The sequence below is a fragment of the Coralloluteibacterium thermophilum genome, assembly GCF_042654365.1.
Taxonomy (GTDB): Bacteria; Pseudomonadota; Gammaproteobacteria; order Xanthomonadales; family Xanthomonadaceae; genus Coralloluteibacterium; species Coralloluteibacterium thermophilum.
The window spans coordinates 18,334-42,976 of record NZ_JBHSGG010000043.1 but is presented as its reverse complement, the minus strand read 5'-3'; the positions used below and the strand labels follow the sequence as shown (position 1 = coordinate 42,976).

The window sequence follows — 24,643 nt, the reverse complement described above, 5'->3', positions numbered from 1 at the left end:
ATCATCCCTTCCGCCCCCAGCCCCCGGAGAGCGCGATGTCCATCGTCAAGGAGTTCAAGGAATTCGCCATGCGCGGCAACGTCGTCGACCTCGCGGTCGGCGTCGTGATCGGTGCCGCGTTCGGCAGGATCGTCACCGGCCTGGTCGACCTCATCATCATGCCGCCCATCGGCCTGCTGATCGGCGGCGTGGACTTCGCCGACTGGGTGATCCCCCTGCGCGAGGCGACCGTCAATGCCGCCGGCGAGGACGTCCCCGCCGTCGCCATCGGCATCGGCGCCTTCATCAACGTGCTGATCCAGTTCGTGATCGTGGCCTTCGCCATCTTCCTCGTGGTCAAGGTCATCAACCGGCTCAAGCGCAACGAACCGGCGCCGCCGGAGCCCCAGCCGGCCGAGCCGCCGGAGGACGTGGTCCTGCTGCGGGAGATCCGCGACGCGCTGAAGGCCAGGAGCGGCAGCGGCGCCAGCCCCTGAGGCCGCGCGCCATCGGCCTTTCGGCACGGGACGCAGGACCCGCGATCGGTAGACTCGGCGGTTTCGGCCGGCGCCCCCTCGGGCGCCGGGCGCCCCGCCACTACCGGAGCCCTGCATGCGCGTTCCCCTGCCCCGGCGCCTCGGCGCACTCGTCGTCGCCCTGTCGTTCGCCCTGCCCCTGTCCGCGCAGGAAGGCGGCACCCGCATCCCGGACGAAGCCATCGGCACCGCCGTCGCGCTGCGCGACAGCGCGATGGCGGGCACCGGTGCGTTCGGGATCGTCGAGTCCCTGACGACCGAGATCGGGCCGCGCATGGCCGGCACCGAGGCCGATGCCCGCGCCGTGGCCTGGGCCGAGGAACGCTTCCGCGCCCTGGGCTACGACCGTGTGCGGCTGGAGCCGGTGACCTTCCCCGTCTGGCACCGCGGGCACGAGCGTGCGGAGGTGGTGGCGCCGTTCCCGCAGCCGCTGCTGATCACCGCCCTCGGCGGCAGCGTCGGCACCGGCGGCGAGGCCATCGAGGCCGAGGTGGTGCGCTTCGGCAGCCTCGACGAACTGAAGGCCGCCGACCCGGCGAGCGTGCGCGGCCGCATCGCCTTCATCGACCAGAAGATGGAGCGCTTCCGCGACGGCCGCGGCTACGGCCGGGTGGTCGGTGCCCGCAGCCAGGGCGCCAACGAGGCCTCGCGCCACGGCGCCCGCGCCGTGCTCATCCGCTCCATCGGCACCGACTCCGCCCGCATGCCGCACACCGGCATGATGCGCTACGCCGACGACGTGACACCCATCCCGGCGGCCGCGCTCTCCATCCCGGACGCCGACCAGCTCGCCCGCATCCTGGAACGCGGCCAGCCGGTCCGGGTGCGCCTGGACATCGACGCCGAGACCCGCGGCGAGTACACCTCGCACAACGTGATCGGCGAGATCGTCGGCAGCGAACGGCCCGACGAGATCGTCTTCATCGGCGGCCACCTCGACTCCTGGGACCTGGGCACCGGCGCCATCGACGACGGCGCGGGCATCGCCATCACCATGGAAGCGGGCCGCCTGATCGCCGCGCTGCCCGAGCGCCCGAAGCGCACCGTCCGCGTGATCGCCTTCGCCAACGAGGAACAGGGCCTGATCGGCGCCTATGCCTATGCGCGCGAGCACGGGGGCGACATCGCCCGGCAGATCATCGGCGCCGAGAGCGACTTCGGCGCGGGCCGCATCTACGCGCTGCGCGCGGGCGTGAAGCCCGAGGCCCGCGAGGCCATCGCGCGGATCGGCGAGGTGCTCGCCCCGATCGGCATCGCCTACGAGGCCGAGGGCGGCAGCCCGGGCCCGGACGTCGGGCCGATGGTCCAGCGCGGCATGGCCTGGGCCCAGCTCGCGCAGGACGGCACCGACTACTTCGACTACCACCACACCGCGAACGACACGCTCGACAAGATCGAGCCGGCCGCGCTCGACCAGCAGGTCGCGGCCTACGCGGTCTTCGCCTACCTGGCCGCCGAGGCCGAGGGCGACTTCGGCAGCGCGCCGAGGACCGGCGGCGACTGACCGCCCTCGCGACGGGCCCCTCGGGCCCGTCGAGCGCCATCGGCCGGACCGCGACCGGCAGGTCCGGCCCCAGCGGCCCCACGGACGCCCGCTCCTGCGGCGCGATCCGTCTTCCGCGCGTATGCGTTCTAGTAGTCCAGCAGCGGCGTGTCGAGGGTCCTGGCGGGCCGTCCTAGCACGGCCTCCGCCGCGGCGCGGACGTCGGCGGTGCGTACGCTGCCCTTCTTCATGAGCTCGCGCACCACGCCGTCGAGATCGCGCTCGCCGTCGGTGGCCTCGCGGATCTCGGCGTCGAGGTCGCGGAACAGGATCACCGCGCGCGCGCGCAGCGCGCCCTGTGCGAGCGTGCCTTCCAGCGAATCGATGTCCTTGCCGCGATCCTCCATCCATTCGATGGCGCGGGCGTAGCGGCTGTCGCTCAGCATGCCGACCTGGTTGAGCAGGCGCATGCCGTAGTAGTCGGCGATGCCCTCGCCGATCCAGCGGTCGCGGCCGGCGCCGCGCACGCGCGTCACCACGTGGACCACCTCGTGGACGAGGGTGCTGGAGCCGTTCTCGCTGATCAGCGGCCGGGCCGAATGCATGTACAGCGACATCGGCGCGGACAGCCCGCCGCGCCACATCGGATCGCCGGCGCCGACGATCAGCAGCTTCGGCGGCAGGCTGCCGAAGCTCTCCTTCATCTCCGGCAGGACCAGGTTGAGCATCGCCAGGATCTCGTTGCGGCGCATGGCGTCGCCGCGCGGCGCCGCGACGCTCACCAGGGTTCCGTCGAGACGCTCGCGGCGGATGCCGAGCTCGCCGGCGATCACCCAGCCGGTCGGCCGGGCGAGGCTGCGGTCGGGATTGCTCACCCTGAAGCTGGTCCGGTCGATGTCCTCCCACTGGGTGTCGACGCCCCAGTCGGCCGGCAGCTCGAAACGCAGCGTCGCCTCGGAGCGCGCACCGCGGGTCGTGCGGGTGCGGGCGGACGGCACCAGGCTGTCGCCGCGCACGATGACCCAGTCGTCGGTGATGCGCGCGTCGTAGCCGCCGTCGCGGCGGCGGCGGTCGATCTCGTAGCGGTAGCGCAGCGCGCCGCCGTCGTCCGGCACGTCCCAGACGACGCGGTCGCCGTCGCGCTCGACCCCGCCGTCGCCCTCGATGCGGGTATAGCGTGCGGCCGGCATGTCGAGGTCGAGGGTGCGCAGGCTGCCGCTGCCCTGGCGCACGCGGATGGTCACGTCGGCGGCCTTCTCCCCGGGGAGGAAGCGCACGAGGTAGTCCACGTCGTAGGTCGGTGTGCGTGCGGCCTGCGCCGCGGCCGGCGCGACGAGCAGGCAGACGAGGGCGAGGACGGCGTACAGGCGATGGCGCATCGGCGTTCGCGTTGACGAAGAAACAGCCGCCGATTGTGCCCGCTCGCGATGAACGCGGCACGAAGCCGGCCCGCCGCCGCAGCGCAGCGGCCGGGCCGGCAGGTGTCGTCGTCAGGCGTGGCCGCCGACGGCCGGGGTCTCCTTCTCCAGCCGCTCGATCTCCTGCGCCAGCGCTTCGGGCGAGCGGGTGAACGGCGCCAGCAGCGCATAGAAGGCCGGCACCACGAACAGCGAGAGCAGGGTCGAGAAGGCCACGCCGAAGATCAGCACCACGCCGATGGTGGCGCGGCTGGCCGAGCCGGGGCCGCCCGCGAGCACCAGCGGCACCGCGCCGGCGATGGTGGCGATGGACGTCATCAGGATCGGCCGGAGGCGGGTCGCCGCGGCCTCGCTGATCGCCTCGACCACCGCCTTGCCCTCGTCGCGCAGCTGGTTGGCGAACTCCACGATGAGGATGCCGTTCTTCGCCGCCAGTCCGACCAGCATGACGATGCCGATCTGGCTGAACAGGTTGAGCGTGCCGCCGGTGACCGCCAGGCCCAACAGCGCGCCGAGCAGGGCCAGCGGCACGGTGAGCATGATGACCAGCGGATGGATGAAGCTCTCGAACTGCGCCGCCAGCACCAGGTAGACGATGAGCATCGCGGCGATGAAGGTGAACACCACCGCGCCGCCCGCCTTCTGGTACTCGCGCGACTCGCCCTTGTAGTCGAGCTGGGCGTACTCGGGCAGTTCCTCGGCCGCGACCTGCTGCAGCCAGGTCAGGGCCTCGCCGAGGGTGTAGCCGGGGTTGAGCCGCGCCGAGAGGGTGATCGCACGCAGGCGGTTGAAGCGGTTGAACTGGCCCGGCTCGGCGATCTCGGAGAGGGTCACCAGGTTGGCCAGCGGCACCAGCTCGCCGGTGCGCTGCGAGCGCACGTAGAGGTTGTCGAGGTCGGACGGCGACGCGCGGTTGTCCGGCTGCGCCTGCAGCATGACCTCGTACTCCTCGCCGTCCTCCACGAAGGTGGTGACGCGGCGCGAACCCATCATGGTCTCGAGGGTGCGGCCGATCTCCTGCGTGGAGACACCCATGTCCGCAGCGCGCACCTGGTCGATCTGCACGCGCAGCTGCGGGCGCGTCTCCTTGTAGTCGGAATCGGCGCCCTGCAGGCCGGGATTGGCCTCCATCCGGGCGAGCATGCGGTCGCGCCAGAGCGCGAGCTCCTCGTAGTCGGGGCCGCCCAGCACGAGCTGCACCGGCTGGCCGCGGGTGCGCACCAGGCCACCGCCCGACATCGCGATGGCGCGCACGCCGGGGATCTCGGCGAGCTGGCCGCTGACCTGCTGCACCGCCTGGGCGGTGCTCACGTCGCGCTGGCGCCAGTCCTTCATGAACACGATGGCCTGGCCGGTGTGCATCTCCTCGCTGCCGCCCCAGCCCGCGGGCGCGCGCGTGTTCACGCGCTGCAGCGGCTGGTCGTCGCCGAGGAAGCCGAACAGCACCTGCTCCACCTGCTGCATCTGCTGCACGGTGTAGTCGTAGCCCGCGCCTTCCGGCCCCACCACCGAGACGAAGAACGAGCCGCGGTCCTCGGCCGGCGCCAGCTCGCTGGGCACCAGGCGCAGCATGAGCAGGCTGGCGGCGAGGGTCGCCAGCAGCACGCCGCCGAACAGCAGCGGGCGGCCGACGGTGCGGCCGATCACGCGGCGGTAGCCGTCGGTGAGGCGGGTCAGCTGGCGCTCGATCCAGGCGTTGAAGCCCAGCGGCTTCTCCTGCCGGCGGACCAGCTTGGAGCACATCATCGGCGTCAGCGTGAGCGCCACGAAGGCCGACAGCGCCACCGCCGCGGCGAGCGCCACGGACAGCTCGCGGAACAGGCGCCCGATGTTGCCCTCCATGAAGCCCACCGGCAGGAACACCGCCACCAGCACCGCGGTCGTGGCGATGACCGCGAAAGCCACCTGCCGCGTGCCGCGCTTGGCCGCCACCAGCGGCGGCTCGCCCAGGTCGACGCGGCGCTGCACGTTCTCGAGCACGACGATGGCGTCGTCCACCACCAGGCCGATGCACAGCACCAGCGCCAGCAGCGTGAGCAGGTTGATGGTGAAGCCGAAGGCGTACAGCGCGATGAAGGCAGCGACCAGGCAGACCGGGAGGGTCACCGCGGGGATCAGCGCCGAACGCACGCTGCCCAGGAACAGGAAGATCACCAGCACCACGAGGATGCCGGCCTCGGCCAGGGTCCAGTACACCCGCTCGACCGCCGCCTCGATGAACTGGGTGCTGTCGAAGGCGACGAAGATCGACATGCCTTCCGGCAGCGTCTCCTGGATGCGCGCGGCCTCCTCGCGGGCGGCGCGCGCCACGTCGAGGCTGTTCGCCGTGGACGTCTTGACGATGCCCAGGCCGACGTTGGACTGGCCGTTGCTGCGGAAGTAGGCGCGCGGCTCCTCGGCCGCGCGCTCCACGCGCGCCACGTCGCCGACGCGCACCACGTAGCCGTCGTCGCCGCGCGCCAGCGGGATGTTGCGGAAGTCCTCGGGCGCCAGGTAGCGGCGCTCCACGCGCAGGGTGAAGTCGCGGTCGAGCGACTCCAGGCGGCCCGCCGGCAGCTCGATGTTCTCCTGGCGCAGGGCGCCCTCGACATCGGCCACCGTCAGCCCGCGCGCCGCCAGCGCCTCGCGGTCGAGCCAGACGCGCATGGCGTAGCGCTGGCGTCCGCCGATCTGCACGCGCGCCACGCCCTCGAGCGCGGACAGGCGGTCCACCACGTAGCGCTCGGCGTAGTCGGTGAGTTCGAGGGTGTCGCGCCCCTCGGCGTTCATGTTGAGCCAGAGCACGACCTCGGAGTCGCTCTCGACCTTGGCCACCTCGGGCGCGTCGGCCTCGTCCGGCAGGCGGTCCATGATCCGGCTGATGGCGTCGCGCACGTCGTTGGCGGCCGCCTCGATGTCGCGGTTGAGGGTGAACTCGATGGTCACGCTCGCGCGGCCGTTGCGGCTGCGCGACTCGATCATGTCGATGCCCTCGATGCCGGCGAGCGCGTCCTCCAGCAACTGGGTGATGCGGGTCTCCACCACCGCCGCGGAGGCGCCGGGGTAGTTCACGTCCACCGACACGATGGGCGGGTCGATGGCGGGCAGTTCGCGCAGGGTGAGCCGGGTGAAGGCCATCACCCCGAGCACCACCAGCAGGAGGCTCAGGACGGTCGCGAAGACCGGCCGCTGGATCGAGATATCGGACAGACGCATGGGGCGGGACTCAGGGCGAGACGGCCGGCGCGGCGCCGCCCTGGACGGGCGCGTGCTCGGAGCCGGACGCGGTGCCGCGCGGGCGCGGGTCGATGGTCATGCCGCTGCGCAGCTTCACCGTGCCGTCGATCACCACGCGGTCCCCAGCGGCCAGGCCCTCGACGATCTCGACCTCGCCCCGGCGACGCGCGCCGACCGTCACCGGCACCTGGGTGACGATCTGGTTCTCGTCCACGCGGAACACCGAGGCCTCGCGGCCGATCTGCACCAGCGCGATCTCCGGCAGCGCCAGCACCTGGCGCTCCGGCTGCAGCAGGTCGACCGTCATCAGCATGCCCGGGCGGAGGACGCCGTCGGGATTGGGGAACTCGGCGCGGACCGTCACCGCGCGGCTGACCGGATCGACGCGCGAGTCCAGCGACATCACCTCGCCCTGGAACTCCAGGTCCCGGAAGGCCGCGCTGCGGGCGGTCACCGCCTGGCCGCGGCCGATCTGGCCGAGGAAGACCTCGGGCACCGAGAAGTCGACCTTCATGATCGAGATGTCGTCGAGGTTGGCGATGGGCGTGCCGGGCGTGACCAGCGCGCCCGGGCTGACCTGGCGCAGGCCGAGGACGCCGTCGAACGGGGCGGTGATCGCACGGTCGCCCAGCTGGGCGCGCACCTGCTCCATGCGGGCGCGGGCCGCATCGCGGACGGCCCGCTGCGCGTCGAGCGCGCTTTCGGCCACCAGCTGGCGCGCGGCGAGCTCCTGGTTGCGCCGGAACAGCCGCTCGGCTTCCTCGTAGGCGGCACGCGCCTCCTCGAGCTCGGCCAGCTGGGTGTTGCCGGAGAGGTCCACCAGCAGCTGCCCGGCGCGGACGGCGTCGCCGCTCTCGAAGTTCACCCTGCGCACGGTCTCGTTGACCTTGGCCGTGATGGTGACCGATTCGTTCGCGCGGGTGGTGCCGAGCGCCTGGATGCTGTCGCGCCAGGCCGTGGGCTGCATCTCCTGCACGGTCACGACGGCCGGCGGCATTCCGCCAGGACCGCCCGACGGCGCTCCCGAGTCGCGGCAGCCGGCGGTGAGAAGGAGGACGGCGAGCGCAGCGAAGGCGGCGGCGGAGCGTCGCTTGGAGATCATGGACATCGAGGTTCTTGGGTCTGGAGGCTTGACCGCGGAAGGAGGTGGCGGTTCCATCGCGACGACGATCGCGCTTGGAACGCGCCGCCGGCACGGTTTCCGTCGCGCAGGACCGCGGCGGCGGAGGACCGCGATTCTAGGTGGCGGACGTGACGGGCGAGCGTGACGAAAGGTGGGGGTACGCCCCCGGGCCGGTCGCGGAACAGGAAGGAGACGCGCATGGCGCACGTTCGCCTCGTGCAGGGCGACATCACCCGCCTCGCCCGGGATGCCATCGTGAACGCGGCGAACCCCGCCCTGCTCGGCGGCGGCGGCGTGGACGGCGCCATCCATGCGGCGGCCGGGCCCGGGCTCCTGGCGGAATGCCGGGCGCTGCCGGAAGTCGCGCCGGGCGTCCGCTGCCCCACGGGGGAGGCGCGCCTGACCGGCGCGCACCGGCTGCCGGCGCGCTACGTGATCCACACCGTGGGCCCGGTCTGGCGCGGCGGCGGGCACGACGAGCCCGCCCTCCTCCGCGCGTGCTACCGCAACAGCCTCGCGCTGGCCGCCGCCCACGGCGTCGGCACCATCGCCTTCCCGGCGATCAGCTGCGGCGTCTACGGCTATCCCGCCGCGCTGGCGGCGCAGGTCGCCATCGCGGCCCTCCGCGACCACGCTGGCGGTGCGGACGTCACCCTCTGCCTCTTCGACGACCGGCTGCTCGGGATCTTCCGCGCCGCCCTGGACGCCGCGGCCTCGTGAAAACGCGACAGGGCGCCGGAGCGCCCTGTCGCCAAGCGGGTCCAGCCCTGCGCGATCAGGCGCCCGGCCACTCGCCGAGGGCCGCCAGGCCGTTGTCCCGGGCGCGGGCGTAGACCGTCTCCTGCGCCTTGCCGACGTTGGCCTTGAGGTCCTGCGCCCAGATCTTGAGCGCCGCCGACTGCATGGCGCGGCCGTAGGAGAACGACAGCGGCCACGGGTTGTTGAGGCCCGGCTGGTTCATGGCGTTGAGGTGGGCCGTGGCCTTCTCGTCGCTCTGCCCGCCGGAGAGGAACACGATGCCCGGGAGGATCGCCGGCACGGTGGACTTCAGGCACATCAGGGTGGCCTCGGCCACTTCCTCGACGTCCGCCTGCTCCGGGCAGTCCTTGCCGGAGACGACCATGGACGCCTTGAGGATGGTGCCCTCGAGCATGACGTTCTGCTCGTAGAGCGCGCCGAACAGCGAGCGCAGGGTGGCCTCGGTCACCTCGTAGCAGGTCTGGATGTCGTGGTCGCCGTCCATGATCACCTCCGGCTCCACCATCGGCACCAGGCCCTGCTCCTGGCAGAGCGCCGCGTAGCGCGCGAGCGCGTGCGCGTTGGCCTCGATGCAGGTGCCGGAGGGGATGTCCTCGCCGATGTTGATGACCGCGCGCCACTTGGCGAAGCGGGCGCCGAGCCGGTAGTACTCCTCGAGGCGCTCGCGCAGGCCGTCGAGACCCTCGGTGACCAGCTCGCCGGGGCAGCCGGCCAGCGGCTTGGCGCCGGCGTCGACCTTGATGCCCGGGATGATGCCCGCCTTCTTCATGACCTCGACGAAGGGCGTGCCGTCGACGGTCTTCTGCCGCAGGGTCTCGTCGAACAGGATCGCGCCGGAGACGTAGTCGCCCAGCTTCGGCGTCGTCAGCAGCATCTCGCGGTAGGCGCGGCGGTTCTCCTCGGTGTTCTCGATGCCGACGGAGTCGAAGCGCTTCTGGATGGTGCCGGTGGATTCGTCGATCGCGATGATGCCCTTGCCGCGGGCGACCATGGCCTGTGCGGTTTCGGCAAGCTGTTCGATGCTCATGTGTGGTGGGTCCTGACGGCGGTGGGTGAAAAAAACCGCAGGAGTATAGCCCCCGCTCCAGTGGAGACGCCGTCGAATCCAGCCCACGCGGCAACCGCGCGCGGCGCCGGGCGCCGCACGCTGCGTCGTCGGCGCGCCGCGGCGGTGCCCGCGGCGCTGCCCTCAGAGATCGCCCAGCGTCGTCGCCAGTCCGTTCTCGTCCACCTCCAGCAGGCGCAGGGTGTTGGTCGCGCCGAGCTGGCCCATGTGGTCGCCGTTGGTGAGCATGAGCCGGTCGCCGACGTGCAGCAGGCCGGCGGCGTGCAGCTGGCCGACCGCCGCGCGCGCCGCCTCGCGGATGCGCATGCCGCGCGCGTCGAAGTCGATGGGGAAGACGTCGCGCATCATCGCCATCCGCCGGCGCGCGGCGGGGTCGTGGGTGAGCGCGTAGATGGTCGCGTGGGAGCGGAAGCGCGACAGGAAGCGTGCCGTGCCCCCGGACTCGGTCAGCGCCACGATGGCGCGGACGCTGATGTGCCCGGTCAGGAACATCGCCGCCATGGCGATGGCCTGGTCCGCGCGCTCCAGGTTGCGCGGGGCGGCCTCGAAGTCGGTGTCGTGCTTGAACTGGCGCTCGGCCCCCACGCAGATGCGGGCCATGGCCTCCACCGCGCGCACCGGGTACTGCCCGGCCGCGGTCTCGGCCGAGAGCATCACCGCATCGGTGCCGTCGATGATGGCGTTGGCCACGTCCATGACCTCGGCTCGGGTCGGGATCGGGCTGTCCACCATGGACTGCAGCATCTGGGTGGCGGTGATGACGATGCGGTTGCGCTCGACCGTCTTGCGGATGATGTCCTTCTGCAGGCCCGGCAGCTCGGCGTCGCCGACCTCCACCCCCAGGTCGCCGCGCGCGACCATGATCACGTCCGACGCCTCGATGATCTCCACCAGGTTGTCGATGGCCTCGGCGCGCTCGATCTTGGCGACGATCCAGGCGTGGCTTCCGGCCGCGCGCGCCAGCGCGCGCGCCTCCTCGATGTCGGCGGCGTTGCGGCAGAACGAGACGGCGAGGAAGTCCACGCCCAGCTCGGCGGCGATGCGGATGTGCGCGCGGTCGTCGTCGGTCAGCGCGCCCAGCGCGAGCCCGCCGCCGATCTTGTTGACGCCCTTGCGGTTGGAGAGCACGCCGCTGGTCACCACGCGGGTGCGCACGCGCTCGCCTTCGACCGCCTCGACCTCGAGCGTCACCAGCCCGTCGTCCAGGGCCAGGATGTCGCCGGCGCGCACGTCGTCCACCAGGCCGAGATAGCTCACGCCCACCTGGGTCGCGTCGCCCGGGGGCACGTCTGCGCGGGCCACCAGGTCGAAGCGCTGGCCGGCCTCGAGCGCGACCTTGCCCTCGGCGAACTTCTCGATGCGGATCTTCGGGCCCTGCAGGTCGGCCAGCACCGCCACCTCGCGGTCCAGGCGCTGGGCGATCTCGCGGATCGCCTGCACGCGCGCGGCGTGGTCGGCCGGCGTCCCGTGCGAGAAGTTCAGGCGGACGACGTCGACACCGGCGCGGATGATGCCTTCGAGGACGCCGGGGGCGTCCGTGGCCGGGCCGAGCGTGGCGAGGATCTTGGTGCGGCGGAGGGGTGCGGTCATCGTGGCTCCCTGTTCTGGAAGCGGGAAGCTAGCACAGCGGCGCGGCGCGATTGCGACCGGTGTCATACATACGTCGTCGCATGTCGCGCCGGCAGCGCCGCACCGCCCCGCTCCAGGCCTCAGACGAGGCCGGGGAGCGCCTCCGGCGCGTCCGCCAGGGCGTGCGCGCCGGCCGCCCGCAGCTCGGTCCCGTCTCCGAACCCCCAGAGCACGCCGACGGCGCGCAGGCCGTGCGCGCGTGCGCCCTCCATGTCGTAGCGGCGGTCGCCGATCATGCATGCCTCTGCGCCGCGGACGGAGAGCCGGCGCAGGGCCTCGGCGACCAGATCGGCCTTGGCGACCCGCGAGCCGTCCTCGCTCGCGCCCACGACGGTCTCGAAGCGGTCGCCGAAGGGCAGCGCACCGACCACGCGCTGCGCGTGCGCGTCCAGCTTGGCCGTGACCACCGCCAGCCGGTGCCCACGCGCGTGGAGGCCGCGCACCGCCGCCTCGATCCCCGGGTAGACCGTGTGCATGCGCCAGCCGCTCTCGGCATAGCGGGCGCGGTACAGCGCCACGGCGAGCTCCACCCGCGCGGGGTCGTGCAGCAGCAGCGGCGCGAAGCTGTCGCGGATCGGCGGGCCGATCCAGCTGCGCATGGCTCCGGGCTCGGGCGCGGCCACCTCCAGCTCGGCCAGGGCGGCGCGGGCCGCGGCGAGGATGCCCGCCTCGGAATCGATCAGCGTGCCGTCGAGGTCGAAGAACAGCGTGCGCGGCGGCGCGCTCAACCGCCGCGGGCCTCCAGCGCCGCCACCGCCGGCAGGGTCTTGCCTTCGAGGAACTCGAGGAAGGCGCCGCCGCCGGTCGAGATGTAGGACACGTCCTTCTCGATGCCGTACTTGTCCACCGCGGCGAGCGTGTCGCCGCCGCCGGCGATGGAGAAGGCGTCGGAGGCGGCGATGGCGCGCGCCAGGGTCTCGGTGCCCTTGCCGAAGGCATCGAACTCGAACACGCCGACCGGCCCGTTCCAGACCACGCTGCCCGCCGCGGCGACGCGCCCGGCGTACTGCTTCGCGGTCTCCGGGCCGATGTCGAGGATCATGTCGTCGGCCCCGACCTCCTCGACCCGCTTCACGGTCGCGGGCGCGTCGGCGCTGAACGCCGGCGCGACCACCACGTCGACCGGCAGCGGGATCTCGGCGCCGCGCGCCTTCGCGTCGGCGACGATCTTCTTCGCGGTCTCGACCAGGTCGGCCTCGACCAGCGACTTGCCCACCGGATGGCCGGCCGCGAGCAGGAAGGTGTTGGCGATGCCGCCGCCGACGATCAGCTGGTCGACCTTGGCGACGAGGCTGGACAGCAGTTCGAGCTTGGTCGAGACCTTGGAGCCGGCGACGATGGCGAGCAGCGGGCGCTTCGGGTTCTCCAGCGCGCGGGCCAGCGCGTCGAGCTCGGCCATCAGCAGCGGCCCGCCCGCGGCCACCCGCGCGTGGCGGATCGCGCCGTGGGTGGACGCCTGGGCGCGGTGCGCCGTACCGAAGGCGTCCATGACGAAGATGTCGCACAGCGCGGCGTACTTCTTCGCCAGCGTCTCGTCGTCCTTGCCCTCGCCGGGGTTCATGCGGCAGTTCTCGAGCAGCTTGATCTCGCCCGGCGCGATCTCGACCCCGTCGACCCAGTCGCGCACCAGCGGCACCTCGCGGCCCAGCAGCTCGGAGAGCCGCCGCGCCACCGGCGCCAGGGAGTCGGCCTCGCTCCACTGCCCCTCGGTCGGACGCCCGAGGTGCGAGGTCACCAGGACCGCCGCCCCCTTCTCCAGCGCCAACCGCAGCGTGGGCAGCGCCGCGACGATGCGCTGGTCGGAGCCCACCTTGCCGTCCTTGACCGGCACGTTCAGGTCCTCGCGGATCAGCACGCGCTTGCCGGCGAGATCGAGATCGGTCATGCGGAGGATGGTCATGCGGCGTCCTTGGTGGGTTGGTCGGGGCGGGCATTGTCCCGTCGCGCCGCGGAGCGGGCAAACGGCCGCGCACGCGGGAGCGGGACATGAAGACCGGTGGCGAGGAACGGGACGTCGAACGGAAAGGACCGAGGGCGCGTGGAGCGAGGTCCGCCGTCGCTCCTCCCTCCGCCTCGCACGCCTTGCAGCCCTCGTGCCGGATTCGCCACATGCGTGAATGCAGTGCGCCCCATCACGCGCGATTAGCATCGATTTCAAGGGGACTTAACCCGCGGACGGACAGACTCGGCCCCGTATCCGCACTTCGGTGGATGCATTCGTTCCCAACGGAGACAGACGCATGACGCACACCATCCTCAAGGCTGCCGCCCTCTCCGCCGCGATCGCATTCGCCGGCTTCGCCCACGCCCAGAGCGCCGTGGACCAGGTGCCGCCGCCGGTCGACACGACCCCGCCGACCGACCCGATCGACGCCACCAGCGCCAACCCGGCGGACCCGGTCGCCGATCCCGCTGCGGCCGCCGCGTCCGGCCCTGTGGTCGCCGGCGAGGCCGAGCTGGAAACGGCGCTCAACGCTGCCGGCTACACCAACGTCAGCGGCCTGGAGCAGAACGGCACGATCTGGAACGGCGAGGCCGTCAACCCGCAGGGCGCGCGCGTCGCGCTGCGCATCGACGCCCAGGCCGGCACGGTCCAGGAGGCCGCGCTGGACACCGAGGAAGCCGAGTAAGCGGCGCATCCTCCCGAAACGCGAACGCCCCGGTCTCCCGGGGCGTTCTTCTTTGCGCGACGGAAGAAGGCCCGGCGCGCCGGGCCTTCTTCGCAGACTGCGCCTGCGCGCCTTACCTGGCCGCCATCAGCGCCTTGGTGGTGTCGAGCATGCGGTTGGAGAAGCCCCACTCGTTGTCGTACCAGGCGAGGATCTTCACCAGGTTGCCGAGCACCCGCGTCTGGGTCGCGTCGTAGATCGAGCTGCGCGGGTCGTGGTTGAAGTCGACCGAGACCAGCGGCTGGGTGTTGATGCCGAGGATGCCCTTGAGCGACCCCTCGGCGGCCTCGCGGATGGCCGCGTCGATCTCGTCCTTGCTGGTCTCGCGCGCCGCGGTGAAGGTGAGGTCGACCACCGAGACGTTGATCGTCGGCACGCGCATCGCGAAGCCGTCGAGCCTGCCGTTGAGCTCCGGCAGGACCAGGCCGACCGCGGCGGCGGCGCCGGTCTTGGTGGGGATCTGCGAGTGCGTGGCCGAGCGCGCGCGGCGCAGGTCGGAGTGGTAGACGTCGGTCAGCACCTGGTCGTTGGTGTAGGCGTGGATCGTCGTCATCAGGCCCTGCACGATGCCGATCTTCTCGTGCAGCACCTTGGCGACCGGCGCCAGGCAGTTGGTCGTGCAGGAGGCGTTGGAGATGACCGTGTGCTCGGCCTTGAGGGTGTCGTGGTTGACGCCGTAGACCACGGTGGCGTCCACGTCCTTGCCGCCCGGCGCGGAGATGACGACCTTCTTCGCGCCGCCGGCAAGATGGGCCTTGGCCTTCTCCTTGCTGGTGAAGAAGCCGGTGCACTCCAGCACCACGTCCACGCCCAGTTCGCCCCACGGCAGCTTGGAGGGATCGCGCTCGGCGAGGACCTTGATGCGGTCGCCGTTGACGATCAGGTCGCCGCCCTCGACGGCGACCTCGCCCGGGAACTTGCCGTGCGCGGTGTCGTAGCGGGTCAGGTGCGCGTTGGTCTCCGCGTCGCCGAGGTCGTTCACCGCCACCACCTGGATCTCGCCGGTGCGGCCCGACTCGTACAGCGCGCGCAGCACGTTGCGGCCGATGCGGCCGTACCCGTTGATCGCCACCTTGATCGCCATGACTTCGAACTCCTCTTGGGTTGGGGGCGCGCCGCCCCGGAGGCCGCGCAGACCGCGTATCTTATCCGGTTCACCACACCTGCCGATGATCTGCCGTGCGCCGTACTCCCCTTGTGTCCGCGTTTCTTCTCGCCGCCCTCACCTCGCCCGCGTACGGATGGAGCGAACAGGGCCACCGCATGGTCGCCGAGCTCGCCCAGCGCCAGCTCTCGCCCGAGGCCAACGCCGAGGTCGCCCGCCTGCTGGAGGGCGAGCGCGAGCCGACGCTCGCCGGAGTGTCCGCCTGGGCCGACCAGCTGCGCGCGACCGACCCCGAGGAAGGTCGCCGCACCGCCGCGTGGCACTACATCAACTTCCCCGAAGGCGACTGCAGCTACGATGCCGCACGCGACTGCCCCGGCGGCGACTGCATCGTCGAGGCCATCGAGCGCCAGGCCGAACTGCTGGCCGACCGGACGCAGCCGGACGCGGAGCGCGCCAGGGCGCTGAAGTTCGTGGTGCACTTCGTCGGCGACGTGCACCAGCCGATGCACGCCGGCCGCCGCGACGACCGCGGCGGCAACGACTACCAGATCAGCCTGCGGACCGAACTGCGGCCGGACGCCTACGGGCGCTACTTCTACGACGCCGAGACGCGCACCCAGGGCACCAACCTGCACGCCGTCTGGGACCGCTACGTCCTGCTGTCGCGCGGCCTGGGCTGGGCGGAGTACGCCGACGCCCTGGCGGCCGAGGGCGTGGCCGACGTGCCCCGGGCGACGCCGGCGGCCTGGGCGGAGCAGTCCTGCGCGCTGATCCGCGACGAAGGGCTCTACCCCGACGGCCACCGGATGAACGACGCCGACCTGGAACGCCTGCGCCCGCTCGCCGAAGCCCAGGTGCGCGCCGCCGCGGTCCGGCTCGCCGCCGTGCTCGAACCCGCGCTCGCCGGCAGCGCCGAGGGCAGAGGCGACGTCACGCCGCATTGACGGCGATCAAGGCGGCGGCGGGGTCCGGCCCGCAGTCTGTTCCGCGTCGAATGACACGACGCAAAGAACAAGACCCGAGGACCCCATGTCCCGCACTCCGCTTTCCGCCCTGATCGTCGTCGCCCTCGCCGCCGCCGGCTGCATCGCGCCCGCGCATGCCGTCGAGTGGTCGGTCCGCACCGGCGCCACCCACGTCTCGCCCAAGTCCGACAACGGCCGCCTCGCCGGCGGCACGCTCGCGGCCAGCGTGGACGACGAGACCCAGCTCGGCCTGGCGATCACCGCCCGCCTCACTCCGCACTGGGCCATCGAACTGCTCGCAGCGACGCCCTTCCACCAGACCGCACGCGTCAACGGCGCCGACGCGGTGAACTTCAGGCACCTGCCGCCGACGCTGACCGCGCAGTACCACTTCGCGCCGTCGGCGCGGGTCAGCCCCTTCCTCGGGGCCGGCATCAACTACACCTGGACCTACGACGAGGAGGCCATCGGTCCGCTCGCCGGTGCCGACGTACGGCTGGGCAATTCCTGGGGCGCCTCGGCGCAGGCCGGGCTGGTGTTCCGGCTCTCGGACACGCTCGACCTGGTGGCCGATGCGCGCTGGATCGACATCGGCGCCGACGTGCGCGTGGACGGGACCAAGGTCGGAACCGTCGACGTCGACCCGATGGTCTACAGCGTGATGCTCGGCTGGCGCTTCTGATCCACCACCCCGGCCGGGGCGGCGGCCTCGTTCCCGCCGCTCCGGCCGTCCACGCGGGAGACATCCCATGAGCCTCGCAAGCCTGCTCCACGGCGCCATCGCCATCGGGCTGGTCCTGATCGTGATCGGCGTGGGCCTGCGCGGGCGCGATACCGGCACGGTCCTCGCCGGCATCGGCCTGTTCTGCGCGGTGGTGGCGGGCGCCGCCCGGCTGCTCCAGGCCTTCGGCTGAGGGACCGGAGGGCCACGCCGTCCCGGCGGCGGGCGCGTGCGCTGCGGCTATCCTTGCCCTTCCGCTCGCCGCGCAGCTCCCGCCATGTGCACGTTCCGCCGCCTGCTCTCCGGCATCGCCCTGCTCGCCCTCGCGCTCGCCCTGCCGGCCGTGGGCCGCGCCGCGGACGGTCCGGTGACGGTCTTCGCCGCGGCCAGCCTGCGCGGTGCGCTCGACGAGGTGGTCGCCGGCTGGCGTGCCGCAGGCGGCGCTCCCGTCCGCATTTCCTATGCCGGCTCCTCTACCCTCGCCCGCCAGGTCGAACGCGGCGCCCCGGCGGACCTGTTCCTGTCCGCCGACGTCGAGTGGATGGACAGCCTCGAACGCGGCGGCCACCTGGTCGCGGGCAGCCGCCGCGACCTGCTCGGCAACACGCTGGTGCTGATCGCGCCGCGCACCGCCGCCACCGGCGGCGATCCCCTCGCCTCCGCCCAGGCCTTCGCTGCGGCGCTCGACGACGGCCGGCTCGCGATGGCGCGGGTCGCCACGGTGCCCGCGGGCAAGTACGGCCGCGACGCGCTCGCCCACCTCGGGCTGTGGGAGAGCGCCGCGCCGCGGGTGGTCGAGGCCGAGGACGTGCGCCAGGCGCTGATGCTGGTCGCACGCGGCGAAGCGCCGCTGGGCGTGGTCTACGCCAGCGACGCCCAGGCCGAGCCGCGGGTGCGGGTGGTCGCCGGCTTCCCTGCGGGCAGCCACGCGCCCATCGTCTATCCGGCCGCCGCCGTCGCGCGCCGCGGCGCCCATCCGCAGGCCCGGGCCCTGCTCGACTGGTTCGCCGCACCCGGTGCCGCCGCCGTGTTCGCGCGCCACGGCTTCGTCCTGCGCTGACCCGACCGCGCCGTCCGCATGCTGGGCCTCACCGACGCCGAACTCGCCGCCATCGCGCTCAGCCTGCGCGTGGCGGCCGTGGCTGCGCTGTGCAGCCTGCCCTTCGCGATCGCGGTCGCCTGGCTGCTCGCGCGCGTGCGCTTCCGCGGCAAGATCCTGCTCGACGCCCTGGTCCACCTGCCGCTGGTGCTGCCGCCGGTGGTGACCGGCTACGTGCTGCTGGTGCTGTTCGGCACCCAGGGCCCGATCGGCGCCTTTCTCGACGCGCACTTCGGCCTGGTCTTCGCGTTCCGCTGGACCGGCGCCGCGCTCGCCTGCGCGGTGATGGCCTTCCCGCTGATGGTGCGCTCGATCCGCCTCGCCATCGAGAACGTCGATCCGCGCATCGAACAGGCCGCGGCCACCCTCGGCGCGCCGCCGTGGCGGGTGTTCCTCGACACCACCCTGCCGCTGGCCTGGCCGGGCATCGTCGCCGGTCTGGTGATCGCCTTCGCCAAGGCGCTGGGCGAGTTCGGCGCCACCATCACCTTCGTGTCGGCCATCCCGGGCGAGACCGAGACGCTCTCGCTCGCGATCTACGGGCTGATGCAGGTGCCCGGCGGCGAGGCGCGGCTGTGGCGGCTGGCGCTGGTGGCGACCGTGCTCGCCTTCGCCGCGGTGCTGGCGTCGGAATGGCTGCTGCGCCGGCAGCGGAGGGCGACGTGAGCATCGACATCGACGTCGACCTCGCGCGCGGCGACTGGCGCCGCCGCGTGCGCATCCGCAGCGAGGCGCGGGTGATCGCGCTGTCCGGACATTCCGGCGCCGGCAAGACCTCGCTGCTGTACGCCATCGCCGGCCTGCTGCGCCCGCGCGACGGGCACATCCGCATCGGCGGGGCGCGCCTGTTCGATGCCGCGGCCGGGATCGACCTGCCCGTGCACCGCCGGCGCATCGGCTACGTGTTCCAGGACGCGCGCCTGTTCCCGCACCGCGACGTGCGCGCCAACCTGCTCTACGGCGCGCGCCGGCGGCGCGGCGAGGCCGGCACGGCGCCGGCGGCGCGACTGGACGAGGTGGTGGCGCTGCTGGGCATCGAAGCGCTCCTGCGACGACGGCCGGCGGGCCTGTCGGGCGGCGAGGCGCAGCGCGTCGCCATCGGGCGCGCCCTGCTCTCGCAGCCGCAGGTGCTGCTCTTCGACGAACCGCTCTCGGCGCTCGATGCCGCGCGCCGCGCCGAACTCCTGCCCTACCTGCGGCGGGTGCGCGACGAGACACGCATCCCACTGGTCTACGTGAGCCACGCGGCGGACGAGATCCGGCAGCTCACCGACGCGGTCTTCATCCTCGACTAGCGGGGACGCGCGCCTTCGATCGCGAAGCGGCCGGGGGTGCCGGCGCGGGGAGCTGGCGGCGCCTTGACGGCCTCCTGCGATACTGGCCGCACTTCGCCAGGGAGGAACCGATGCAGCCGGACACGCTGGACGATGCCGTCGCCCGCATCTACGCCCACGCGGGGCAGCGGGTGGTGCTGGCCACCCCGCTCGGCCTCGGCAAGCCGCACCGCCTGCTGAACGCGCTCTACGCGCGCGCCCGCGACGACGCCACGCTGGGACTGCACATCATGACCGCGCTGTCGCTGGGCCCGCCGGCGCCCGGGCCGGGGCTGGAGGGGCGCTTCCTGCGGCCCTTCCTCGCGCGCCACTTCGGCGAGGACTTCCCGGCGCTCGACTACGTCCGCGACCGCGCCCGCGACGCCCTGCCCGCGAACGTGGAGGTCGAGGAGTTCTACATGCAGTCCGGCGGGCTGCTCGGCTCGACCCAGGCGCAGAGCGAGTACGCCAGCCTCAACTACACCCACGTTGCCCGCGACGTGGCCGCACGCGCGCCGAACGTGGTCGTGCAGAAGGTCGCGCGCGAACCCGGCGGCACGCGGCTGTCGCTGAGCTGCAATCCCGACCTCACCTTCGATCTCCTCGACGCCATCGCCGCACGCGGAGGTGCGCGGCCGCTGATGGTCGCGGAGATCGATCCCGGGCTGCCGTGGATCGACGGCCCGTGCGCCGTCGACGCGGACTTCTTCGACCTGGTGCTCGCCCTGCCGGACCCCGCGCCGCCGCTGTTCGCCCTGCCGCGCCAGCCGGTCTCCGACACCGACTACGCCATCGGGCTCTACGCCAGCACCCTGGTCCGCGACGGCGGCACGCTGCAGATCGGCATCGGCGCGCTGGCCGACGCGCTGGCACACGCCCTGGTGCTCCGGCACACCCGCAACGCCGACTACCGCGCCGTGCTCGAAGCGCTGGCGCCGGGCCTGGCGGACTCGGCCCTGGTGCGCGGCATCGGCGGCGTCGATCCCTTCGAGCAGGGGCTGTTCGGCGCCAGCGAGATGGTCAACGACGGCTTCCGTGTGCTCGCGGAGGCCGGCGTGCTCCGCCGCCGCGTGGTCGACGACATCCGCGTCATGCGCCGCATCAACCGCGGCGAAGCCAACCACGAGGACCGCCTGCTGCTGGAGCGCGAGGGCCGCTGGCTCGACGGCGCGTTCTACCTCGGTTCCCGCGACCTCTACGACTGGCTGCGCCGGTGCGGCGAGCGCGAATGCAGCGGCCTGCGGATGACGCGGGTCACCGAGATCAACCAGCTCTACGGCGACGAGGCGCTGGAACGCGAGCAGCGGGTGCACGCGCGCTTCTTCAACACCTGCATGCTGATGACCGCCCTCGGCGCGGCGACCTCCGACGCGCTGGAGGACGGCCGCGTGGTGTCGGGCGTGGGCGGCCAGTACAACTTCGTGGCCATGGCGCACGCGCTCGAGGATGCCCGTTCCGTGCTGATGTTCCGTGCCACCCGCACCTCGGGCGGGCGCACCGAGTCCAGCGTGCGCTGGAACTACGGCCACACCACCATCCCGCGCCACCTGCGCGACATCGCGGTGACCGAGTACGGCATCGCCGACCTGCGCGGCGCGCGGGACGCGGACTGCGTCGAGGCCATGCTGGCCATCGCCGACGCGCGCTTCGGCGAGGCCCTGGTCGCGGAGGCCCGAAAGGCGCGCAAGCTGCGTGCGCGGGCGCGCCTGCCGGACATCCGCGGCAACACGCCCGAGCGGCTGGCGGCGCGGCTGCGGCCGTTCCGCGATGCCGGGCTGTTGCCGGACTACCCCGTCGGCAGCGACTTCACGCCCGTCGAGCAGCGCCTGCTCAGGGCCCTCGCCTGGCTGCGCGCGCGCACCGCCGGCCGCAGCGACCGACTGCGCACGGCCTGGCGCGCCTGGCGCCGCGGTCCGGCCAGCGACGATGCCGAGGCGATGGCCCGGATGGGGCTGGAGCGGCCCGCCGGCCTGCGCGAGCGCCTCGACGCCAGCCTCGTGGCCCTGGCGCTGGAGGCCGTCTCGGGAAACGAGTGAAGAGGAGCAACGGCAGGGCGAGGAACACCCTCGTTCCTCACGCCTGCCACTCGCGCCTCGCCCAGGGCCTCAGCCGAGCGCGCGCGCCGCTTCCACCACGCGTTCGACGGTGAAGCCGAAGTGCGCGAACAGCGTGTCGGCCGGCGCCGAGGCGCCGAAGCTGTCCATGCCGATCACGGCACCGTCGAGGCCCACGTACTTGCGCCAGAAGTCCGCGGTGCCGGCCTCGATGGCGATGCGGCGGCGGCACCACGAGGGCAGCACGCCCTCGCGCCACTCCGGCGGCTGGCGGTCGAACACGTCGGTCGAGGGCATCGACACCACGCGCACCTTGGTGCCCTGCTGCTCCAGCGTGCGCGCCGCCTGCATGGCCAGCTCCACCTCGGAGCCGGTGGCGATCAGGATCAGGTCGAAGGTGGCCTCCGGCGGATCGCTCAGCACGTAGCCGCCGCGCGCGATGTCGGCGAGCTGCTGCGCTGTGCGCGCCTGGTGCTGCAGGTTCTGGCGCGAGAACACCAGGCAGCTCGGACCCTCGCGGCGCTCGATGGCCGCACGCCAGGCCACCGCCGACTCGACCGCGTCGCAGGGACGCCAGACGTCGTTGTTGGGGATGTAGCGCAGGCTGGCCAGATGCTCGACCGGCTGGTGCGTCGGGCCGTCCTCGCCCAGGCCGATGGAGTCGTGGGTGTAGACGTGGATGGTGTGCGCCGGGATCAGCGCGCTCATGCGCACCGCGTTGCGCGCGTAGTCCGAGAACACCAGGAAGGTGGCGTCGAACGGGAGGAAGCCGCCGTGCAGCGCCAGGCCGTTGGAGATCGCGGTCATCGCGAACTCGCGCACGCCGTAGAACACGTAGTTGGCGTCCGGGTCGCTGCTGGCGACCGAGGTGCTGGCCTTCCACAGGGTGAGGTTGGAGTGCGCGAGGTCGGCCGAGCCGCCGACGAGCTCCGGCAGCAGCGGCGCGAAGGCCTCGATGGCCAGCTGCGAGGCCTTGCGCGAGGCGATGGTCTGGCCGTCGGCGGCCACCTTGGCGATGTAGGCGTCGGCCGCGGCGGCGAAGCCCTCGGGCAGTTCGCCGTGCGAGCGGCGGGTGAGCTCGGCGGCCTGCTCCGGGAACTGGCGCGCGTAGGCGTCGAACAGGCGGTTCCAGGCGTCCTCGCGCACGGTGCCGGCATTGACGGCGCGCCAGCCGTCCCGGATCGCCTCGGGGATCTCGAAGGCGGGATGCGGCCAGCCCAGCTCGGCGCGCATGGCGACGATCTCGTCCTTGCCCAGCGGCGCGCCGTGGCTGGACTCCTTGCCGGCCTTGTTCGGCGAACCGAAGCCGATCGTGGTGCGGCAGCAGATCAGGGTCGGCCTGTCGGCCGAGGCCAGCGCGGCGTCGATGGCCGCCTTGATGCTGTCGGGGTCGTGGCCGTCCACGCCGCGCACGACCTGCCAGCCGTAGGCCTCGAAGCGCGCGGCGGTGTCGTCGGTGAACCAGCCCTCGACCTTGCCGTCGATGGAGATGCCGTTGTCGTCCCAGAACGCGACGAGCTTGCCGAGCTTCCAGGTGCCGGCCAGCGAGGCGGCCTCGTGCGAGATGCCCTCCATCAGGCAGCCGTCGCCCATGAACACCCAGGTGCGGTGGTCCACGATCTCGAACTCGGGGCGATTGAAGCGCTGCGCCAGCAGCTTCTCGGCGAGCGCGAAGCCGACCGCGTTCGCGAAGCCCTGCCCGAGCGGGCCCGTGGTGGTCTCCACGCCCGGCGTGTGGTTCGCCTCGGGATGCCCCGCCGTCAGCGAGTGCATCTGGCGGAAGTTCTTCAGTTCCTCGATCGGCAGGTCGTAGCCGGACAGGTGCAGCAGGGCGTACTGCAGCATCGAGCCGTGCCCGTTGGACAGCACGAAGCGGTCCCGGTTGAACCACTTCGGGTTCTTCGGGCTGTGGCTCAGGTAGTCGTTCCAGAGCACTTCGGCAATGTCGGCCATGCCCATGGGCATGCCGGGGTGGCCGGACTTGGCGGCCTCGACCGCATCGGCGGCGAGAAAACGGATGGCGTTGGCGAGGTCGCGGCGGGAAGGCGTCGTCATCGGGGTTCCGGAAGGGCGATAGCGTGGGCCGTCGTCGCGACGGCGCGTCATTGTCGCCGACGCGCGGGCGGACGGCCAAACCTCCGCCGCGCGCCGGCACGGGCTCAGCCGTCGGCGGGGGCGGCCACCGTCTTCCCGACCTCGGAGCGCGCGATCACCACCGCGCCGACCATGTCGCCGGTGACGTTGACCGTGGTACGGCACATGTCGAGCAGGCGGTCCACGCCGAGGATGAGGCCGATCCCCTCGGGCGGGATGCCGAACATGGCGAGGATCATGGCGATCACCGGCAGCGAGCCGCCGGGCACGCCCGCGGCGCCGATGCCTCCCATCACGCACAGGCCGAGGATCATCACCTGCTGGCTCAGCGCCAGCTCGACCCCGTAGAACTGCGCCAGGAACAGCACCGTGACGCCCTCGAAGAGGGCCGTGCCGTTCATGTTGGCGGTCGCGCCCAGCGTGCACACGAAGCGGCCGATGTGACGCGGCACGCCCAGGCTCTCCTCCGACACCTTGAGCGTGGTCGTGAGGCTCGCGCTGGAGGAGGAGGTCGAGAAGGCGGTCAGGATGGCCGGCTGCGCGGCACGGAAGAAGCGCAGCGGCGAGGCGCGCCCGGCCACCCACAGCAGGATCGGGAAGACCACGAAGAAGTGGATGCCCAGCGCCAGCAGCACCGTGCCCACGAACCGCGCCAGCTGCCACAGCACGTCCACGCCGAGCCGCGCGGTGATGGTGAACAGCAGCGCCGCGACGGCGTAGGGCGCGAGCTGGATGATCCAGCCGATCAGCTTGAGGCAGATGTCGTAGATGCCCTGGCAGGTGCCGACGAAGGTGCGCGTGCCCTCGCTGCGCACCACGGTCGCGGCGACGCCGACGAACAGCGCGAACACCATCACCGCGATCAGGTCGCCGTTGCTCGCGGCCGCCACCGGGTTGCGCGGCACCAGGTTGAGCAGGAGCTGCATGCCGGTGACCGCTTCGCGCGAGGCGGCGATCTCGCTGCCGCGGTCGCCGGCCTGCGCCAGCAGCGCGTCGCGCGCCGCCTCGTCCAGGCCCGACCCGGGCTGCAGCACGTTGACCGCGATCAGGCCGATGGTCACCGCGATGGTGGTCACCAGCGCGACCCACAGCAGGGTCTTCAGCCCGATGCGGCCCAGGGAGCCGGGCTCGCCGATCTCGACCACGCCCAGGACCAGCGCGGAGAACACCAGCGGAATGACCAGCATGAACAGCAGGCGCAGGAACAGCTGTCCGATCGGGTCGGTCACGTAGGTGGTGACGACGTCCAGCCAGCCGGCATCCGCGGCGAACAGGTTGGCGAGGATGCCCGCGGTCACGCCCAGCACGAAGCCGAGCAACATCTTGGTATGCAGCGGAAGGCCGCCGGATTGGGTCATGGAAACTCCGAAGGAAACGCGGCCGGAACGGCGCTGCGGACGGGGCGGCGGAA

Annotated in this window: 21 protein-coding genes; 11 read left to right on the top strand and 10 right to left on the bottom strand. The window is 72.5% G+C overall.

Translation table 11 applies throughout. The features are described from left to right. The first annotated feature begins 35 nt into the window (after positions 1–35). Together mscL and ACFO3Q_RS14745 are read left to right on the top strand one after the other, a co-directional pair. Positions 36–476 (top strand): large-conductance mechanosensitive channel protein MscL, encoded by a 441-nt coding sequence (gene mscL / locus ACFO3Q_RS14750; RefSeq protein WP_377005497.1) that lies wholly within the window; start codon positions 36–38, stop codon positions 474–476. Between the two features lie 115 nt (positions 477–591). Next, positions 592–2,019 carry a M28 family peptidase gene (locus ACFO3Q_RS14745; protein ID WP_377005496.1) on the top strand — a complete coding sequence of 476 codons (1,428 nt, stop codon included), beginning with the start codon at positions 592–594 and terminating at the stop codon, positions 2,017–2,019. A gap of 128 nt (positions 2,020–2,147) precedes the next feature. Here ACFO3Q_RS14745 and ACFO3Q_RS14740 read toward each other — a convergent pair whose 3' ends face one another. The 3 genes from ACFO3Q_RS14740 to ACFO3Q_RS14730 all read right to left on the bottom strand — a co-directional run bounded on the left by ACFO3Q_RS14740 (position 2,148) and on the right by ACFO3Q_RS14730 (position 7,734). Next, on the bottom strand, positions 2,148–3,377 hold the full coding sequence (locus ACFO3Q_RS14740; protein ID WP_377005495.1) for a M61 metallopeptidase family protein: 1,230 nt from the start codon (positions 3,375–3,377) through the stop codon (positions 2,148–2,150). Between the two features lie 111 nt (positions 3,378–3,488). After that, positions 3,489–6,611 (bottom strand): efflux RND transporter permease subunit, encoded by a 3,123-nt coding sequence (locus ACFO3Q_RS14735; RefSeq protein ID WP_377005493.1) that lies wholly within the window; start codon positions 6,609–6,611, stop codon positions 3,489–3,491. Positions 6,612–6,621: 10 nt separating this feature from the next. Further along, positions 6,622–7,734 carry an efflux RND transporter periplasmic adaptor subunit gene (locus ACFO3Q_RS14730; RefSeq protein WP_377005529.1) on the bottom strand — a complete coding sequence of 371 codons (1,113 nt, stop codon included), beginning with the start codon at positions 7,732–7,734 and terminating at the stop codon, positions 6,622–6,624. A 219-nt stretch (positions 7,735–7,953) separates the two neighbouring features. Between ACFO3Q_RS14730 and ACFO3Q_RS14725 the strand changes: the two genes are divergently transcribed. Continuing rightward, positions 7,954–8,475 carry an O-acetyl-ADP-ribose deacetylase gene (locus ACFO3Q_RS14725; protein ID WP_377005492.1) on the top strand — a complete coding sequence of 174 codons (522 nt, stop codon included), beginning with the start codon at positions 7,954–7,956 and terminating at the stop codon, positions 8,473–8,475. A 55-nt stretch (positions 8,476–8,530) separates the two neighbouring features. Here the strand turns inward: ACFO3Q_RS14725 and ACFO3Q_RS14720 are convergent, their stop codons facing one another. From ACFO3Q_RS14720 to ACFO3Q_RS14705, 4 genes are all read right to left on the bottom strand, one after another. Next, on the bottom strand, positions 8,531–9,541 hold the full coding sequence (locus ACFO3Q_RS14720; protein WP_377005491.1) for a class I fructose-bisphosphate aldolase: 1,011 nt from the start codon (positions 9,539–9,541) through the stop codon (positions 8,531–8,533). A 162-nt stretch (positions 9,542–9,703) separates the two neighbouring features. After that, positions 9,704–11,170: a pyruvate kinase gene (pyk, locus tag ACFO3Q_RS14715; RefSeq protein WP_377005490.1), complete on the bottom strand. Its 1,467-nt coding sequence runs from the start codon at positions 11,168–11,170 to the stop codon at positions 9,704–9,706. A gap of 119 nt (positions 11,171–11,289) precedes the next feature. Then, positions 11,290–11,937 (bottom strand): HAD hydrolase-like protein, encoded by a 648-nt coding sequence (locus tag ACFO3Q_RS14710; protein ID WP_377005488.1) that lies wholly within the window; start codon positions 11,935–11,937, stop codon positions 11,290–11,292. Beyond that, positions 11,934–13,109, bottom strand: a complete 1,176-nt coding sequence (locus ACFO3Q_RS14705) for a phosphoglycerate kinase (RefSeq protein ID WP_377005486.1) — start codon at positions 13,107–13,109, stop codon at positions 11,934–11,936. The genes ACFO3Q_RS14710 and ACFO3Q_RS14705 overlap by 4 nt, the downstream gene beginning before the upstream one ends. A 340-nt stretch (positions 13,110–13,449) precedes the next feature. On the opposite strand from ACFO3Q_RS14705, the gene ACFO3Q_RS14700 reads away from it, so the two are divergent. Continuing rightward, positions 13,450–13,839, top strand: a complete 390-nt coding sequence (locus tag ACFO3Q_RS14700) for a hypothetical protein (RefSeq protein WP_377005484.1) — start codon at positions 13,450–13,452, stop codon at positions 13,837–13,839. 112 nt (positions 13,840–13,951) lie between these two features. Here the strand turns inward: ACFO3Q_RS14700 and gap are convergent, their stop codons facing one another. Beyond that, the gene (gene gap, locus ACFO3Q_RS14695) at positions 13,952–14,962 is read right to left on the bottom strand and encodes a type I glyceraldehyde-3-phosphate dehydrogenase (protein WP_377005483.1); all 1,011 of its coding nucleotides are present in this window, start codon (positions 14,960–14,962) and stop codon (positions 13,952–13,954) included. Between the two features lie 113 nt (positions 14,963–15,075). On the opposite strand from gap, the gene ACFO3Q_RS14690 reads away from it, so the two are divergent. The 7 genes from ACFO3Q_RS14690 to ACFO3Q_RS14660 all read left to right on the top strand — a co-directional run bounded on the left by ACFO3Q_RS14690 (position 15,076) and on the right by ACFO3Q_RS14660 (position 21,120). Beyond that, the gene (locus ACFO3Q_RS14690) at positions 15,076–15,930 is read left to right on the top strand and encodes a S1/P1 nuclease (RefSeq protein WP_377005482.1); all 855 of its coding nucleotides are present in this window, start codon (positions 15,076–15,078) and stop codon (positions 15,928–15,930) included. A gap of 85 nt (positions 15,931–16,015) precedes the next feature. After that, on the top strand, positions 16,016–16,633 hold the full coding sequence (locus ACFO3Q_RS14685; protein WP_377005481.1) for an OmpW/AlkL family protein: 618 nt from the start codon (positions 16,016–16,018) through the stop codon (positions 16,631–16,633). A 67-nt stretch (positions 16,634–16,700) separates the two neighbouring features. Beyond that, a complete protein-coding gene (locus tag ACFO3Q_RS14680; RefSeq protein WP_377005479.1) occupies positions 16,701–16,865 on the top strand; it encodes a hypothetical protein in 165 nt (54 codons plus the stop codon). 84 nt (positions 16,866–16,949) lie between these two features. Beyond that, the gene (modA, locus tag ACFO3Q_RS14675) at positions 16,950–17,732 is read left to right on the top strand and encodes a molybdate ABC transporter substrate-binding protein (RefSeq protein ID WP_377005478.1); all 783 of its coding nucleotides are present in this window, start codon (positions 16,950–16,952) and stop codon (positions 17,730–17,732) included. An 18-nt stretch (positions 17,733–17,750) separates the two neighbouring features. Next, complete coding sequence (gene modB, locus ACFO3Q_RS14670; RefSeq protein ID WP_377005477.1) at positions 17,751–18,437, top strand: molybdate ABC transporter permease subunit; 687 nt, start codon at positions 17,751–17,753, stop codon at positions 18,435–18,437. A 2-nt stretch (positions 18,438–18,439) separates the two neighbouring features. Further along, positions 18,440–19,066 (top strand): ATP-binding cassette domain-containing protein, encoded by a 627-nt coding sequence (locus ACFO3Q_RS14665; protein WP_377005528.1) that lies wholly within the window; start codon positions 18,440–18,442, stop codon positions 19,064–19,066. Between the two features lie 110 nt (positions 19,067–19,176). Continuing rightward, positions 19,177–21,120: an acetyl-CoA hydrolase/transferase C-terminal domain-containing protein gene (locus ACFO3Q_RS14660; protein ID WP_377005476.1), complete on the top strand. Its 1,944-nt coding sequence runs from the start codon at positions 19,177–19,179 to the stop codon at positions 21,118–21,120. A 69-nt stretch (positions 21,121–21,189) separates the two neighbouring features. Here ACFO3Q_RS14660 and tkt read toward each other — a convergent pair whose 3' ends face one another. Both tkt and ACFO3Q_RS14650 read right to left on the bottom strand, forming a co-directional pair. Then, the gene (gene tkt, locus ACFO3Q_RS14655; RefSeq protein ID WP_377005475.1) at positions 21,190–23,193 is read right to left on the bottom strand and encodes a transketolase; all 2,004 of its coding nucleotides are present in this window, start codon (positions 23,191–23,193) and stop codon (positions 21,190–21,192) included. Between the two features lie 104 nt (positions 23,194–23,297). After that, a complete protein-coding gene (locus ACFO3Q_RS14650) occupies positions 23,298–24,590 on the bottom strand; it encodes a dicarboxylate/amino acid:cation symporter (RefSeq protein ID WP_377005474.1) in 1,293 nt (430 codons plus the stop codon). Between the last annotated feature and the right edge of the window lie 53 nt (positions 24,591–24,643).

Excerpts from the sequence above, each read along its gene's own strand:
- tkt (WP_377005475.1), bottom strand. The coding sequence starts at position 23,193 with ATGACGACGCCTTCCCGCCGCGACCTCGCCAACGCCATCCGTTTTCTC.
- ACFO3Q_RS14735 (WP_377005493.1), bottom strand. The coding sequence starts at position 6,611 with ATGCGTCTGTCCGATATCTCGATCCAGCGGCCGGTCTTCGCGACCGTC.
- mscL (WP_377005497.1), top strand. The coding sequence starts at position 36 with ATGTCCATCGTCAAGGAGTTCAAGGAATTCGCCATGCGCGGCAACGTC.
- ACFO3Q_RS14700 (WP_377005484.1), top strand. The coding sequence starts at position 13,450 with ATGACGCACACCATCCTCAAGGCTGCCGCCCTCTCCGCCGCGATCGCA.
- ACFO3Q_RS14660 (WP_377005476.1), top strand. The coding sequence starts at position 19,177 with ATGCAGCCGGACACGCTGGACGATGCCGTCGCCCGCATCTACGCCCAC.
- ACFO3Q_RS14720 (WP_377005491.1), bottom strand. The coding sequence starts at position 9,541 with ATGAGCATCGAACAGCTTGCCGAAACCGCACAGGCCATGGTCGCCCGC.
- ACFO3Q_RS14745 (WP_377005496.1), top strand. The coding sequence starts at position 592 with ATGCGCGTTCCCCTGCCCCGGCGCCTCGGCGCACTCGTCGTCGCCCTG.
- ACFO3Q_RS14740 (WP_377005495.1), bottom strand. The coding sequence starts at position 3,377 with ATGCGCCATCGCCTGTACGCCGTCCTCGCCCTCGTCTGCCTGCTCGTC.
- pyk (WP_377005490.1), bottom strand. The coding sequence starts at position 11,170 with ATGACCGCACCCCTCCGCCGCACCAAGATCCTCGCCACGCTCGGCCCG.
- modB (WP_377005477.1), top strand. The coding sequence starts at position 17,751 with ATGCTGGGCCTCACCGACGCCGAACTCGCCGCCATCGCGCTCAGCCTG.
- ACFO3Q_RS14650 (WP_377005474.1), bottom strand. The coding sequence starts at position 24,590 with ATGACCCAATCCGGCGGCCTTCCGCTGCATACCAAGATGTTGCTCGGC.
- ACFO3Q_RS14680 (WP_377005479.1), top strand. The coding sequence starts at position 16,701 with ATGAGCCTCGCAAGCCTGCTCCACGGCGCCATCGCCATCGGGCTGGTC.
- modA (WP_377005478.1), top strand. The coding sequence starts at position 16,950 with ATGTGCACGTTCCGCCGCCTGCTCTCCGGCATCGCCCTGCTCGCCCTC.
- ACFO3Q_RS14730 (WP_377005529.1), bottom strand. The coding sequence starts at position 7,734 with ATGATCTCCAAGCGACGCTCCGCCGCCGCCTTCGCTGCGCTCGCCGTC.
- gap (WP_377005483.1), bottom strand. The coding sequence starts at position 14,962 with ATGGCGATCAAGGTGGCGATCAACGGGTACGGCCGCATCGGCCGCAAC.
- ACFO3Q_RS14685 (WP_377005481.1), top strand. The coding sequence starts at position 16,016 with ATGTCCCGCACTCCGCTTTCCGCCCTGATCGTCGTCGCCCTCGCCGCC.
- ACFO3Q_RS14705 (WP_377005486.1), bottom strand. The coding sequence starts at position 13,109 with ATGACCATCCTCCGCATGACCGATCTCGATCTCGCCGGCAAGCGCGTG.
- ACFO3Q_RS14725 (WP_377005492.1), top strand. The coding sequence starts at position 7,954 with ATGGCGCACGTTCGCCTCGTGCAGGGCGACATCACCCGCCTCGCCCGG.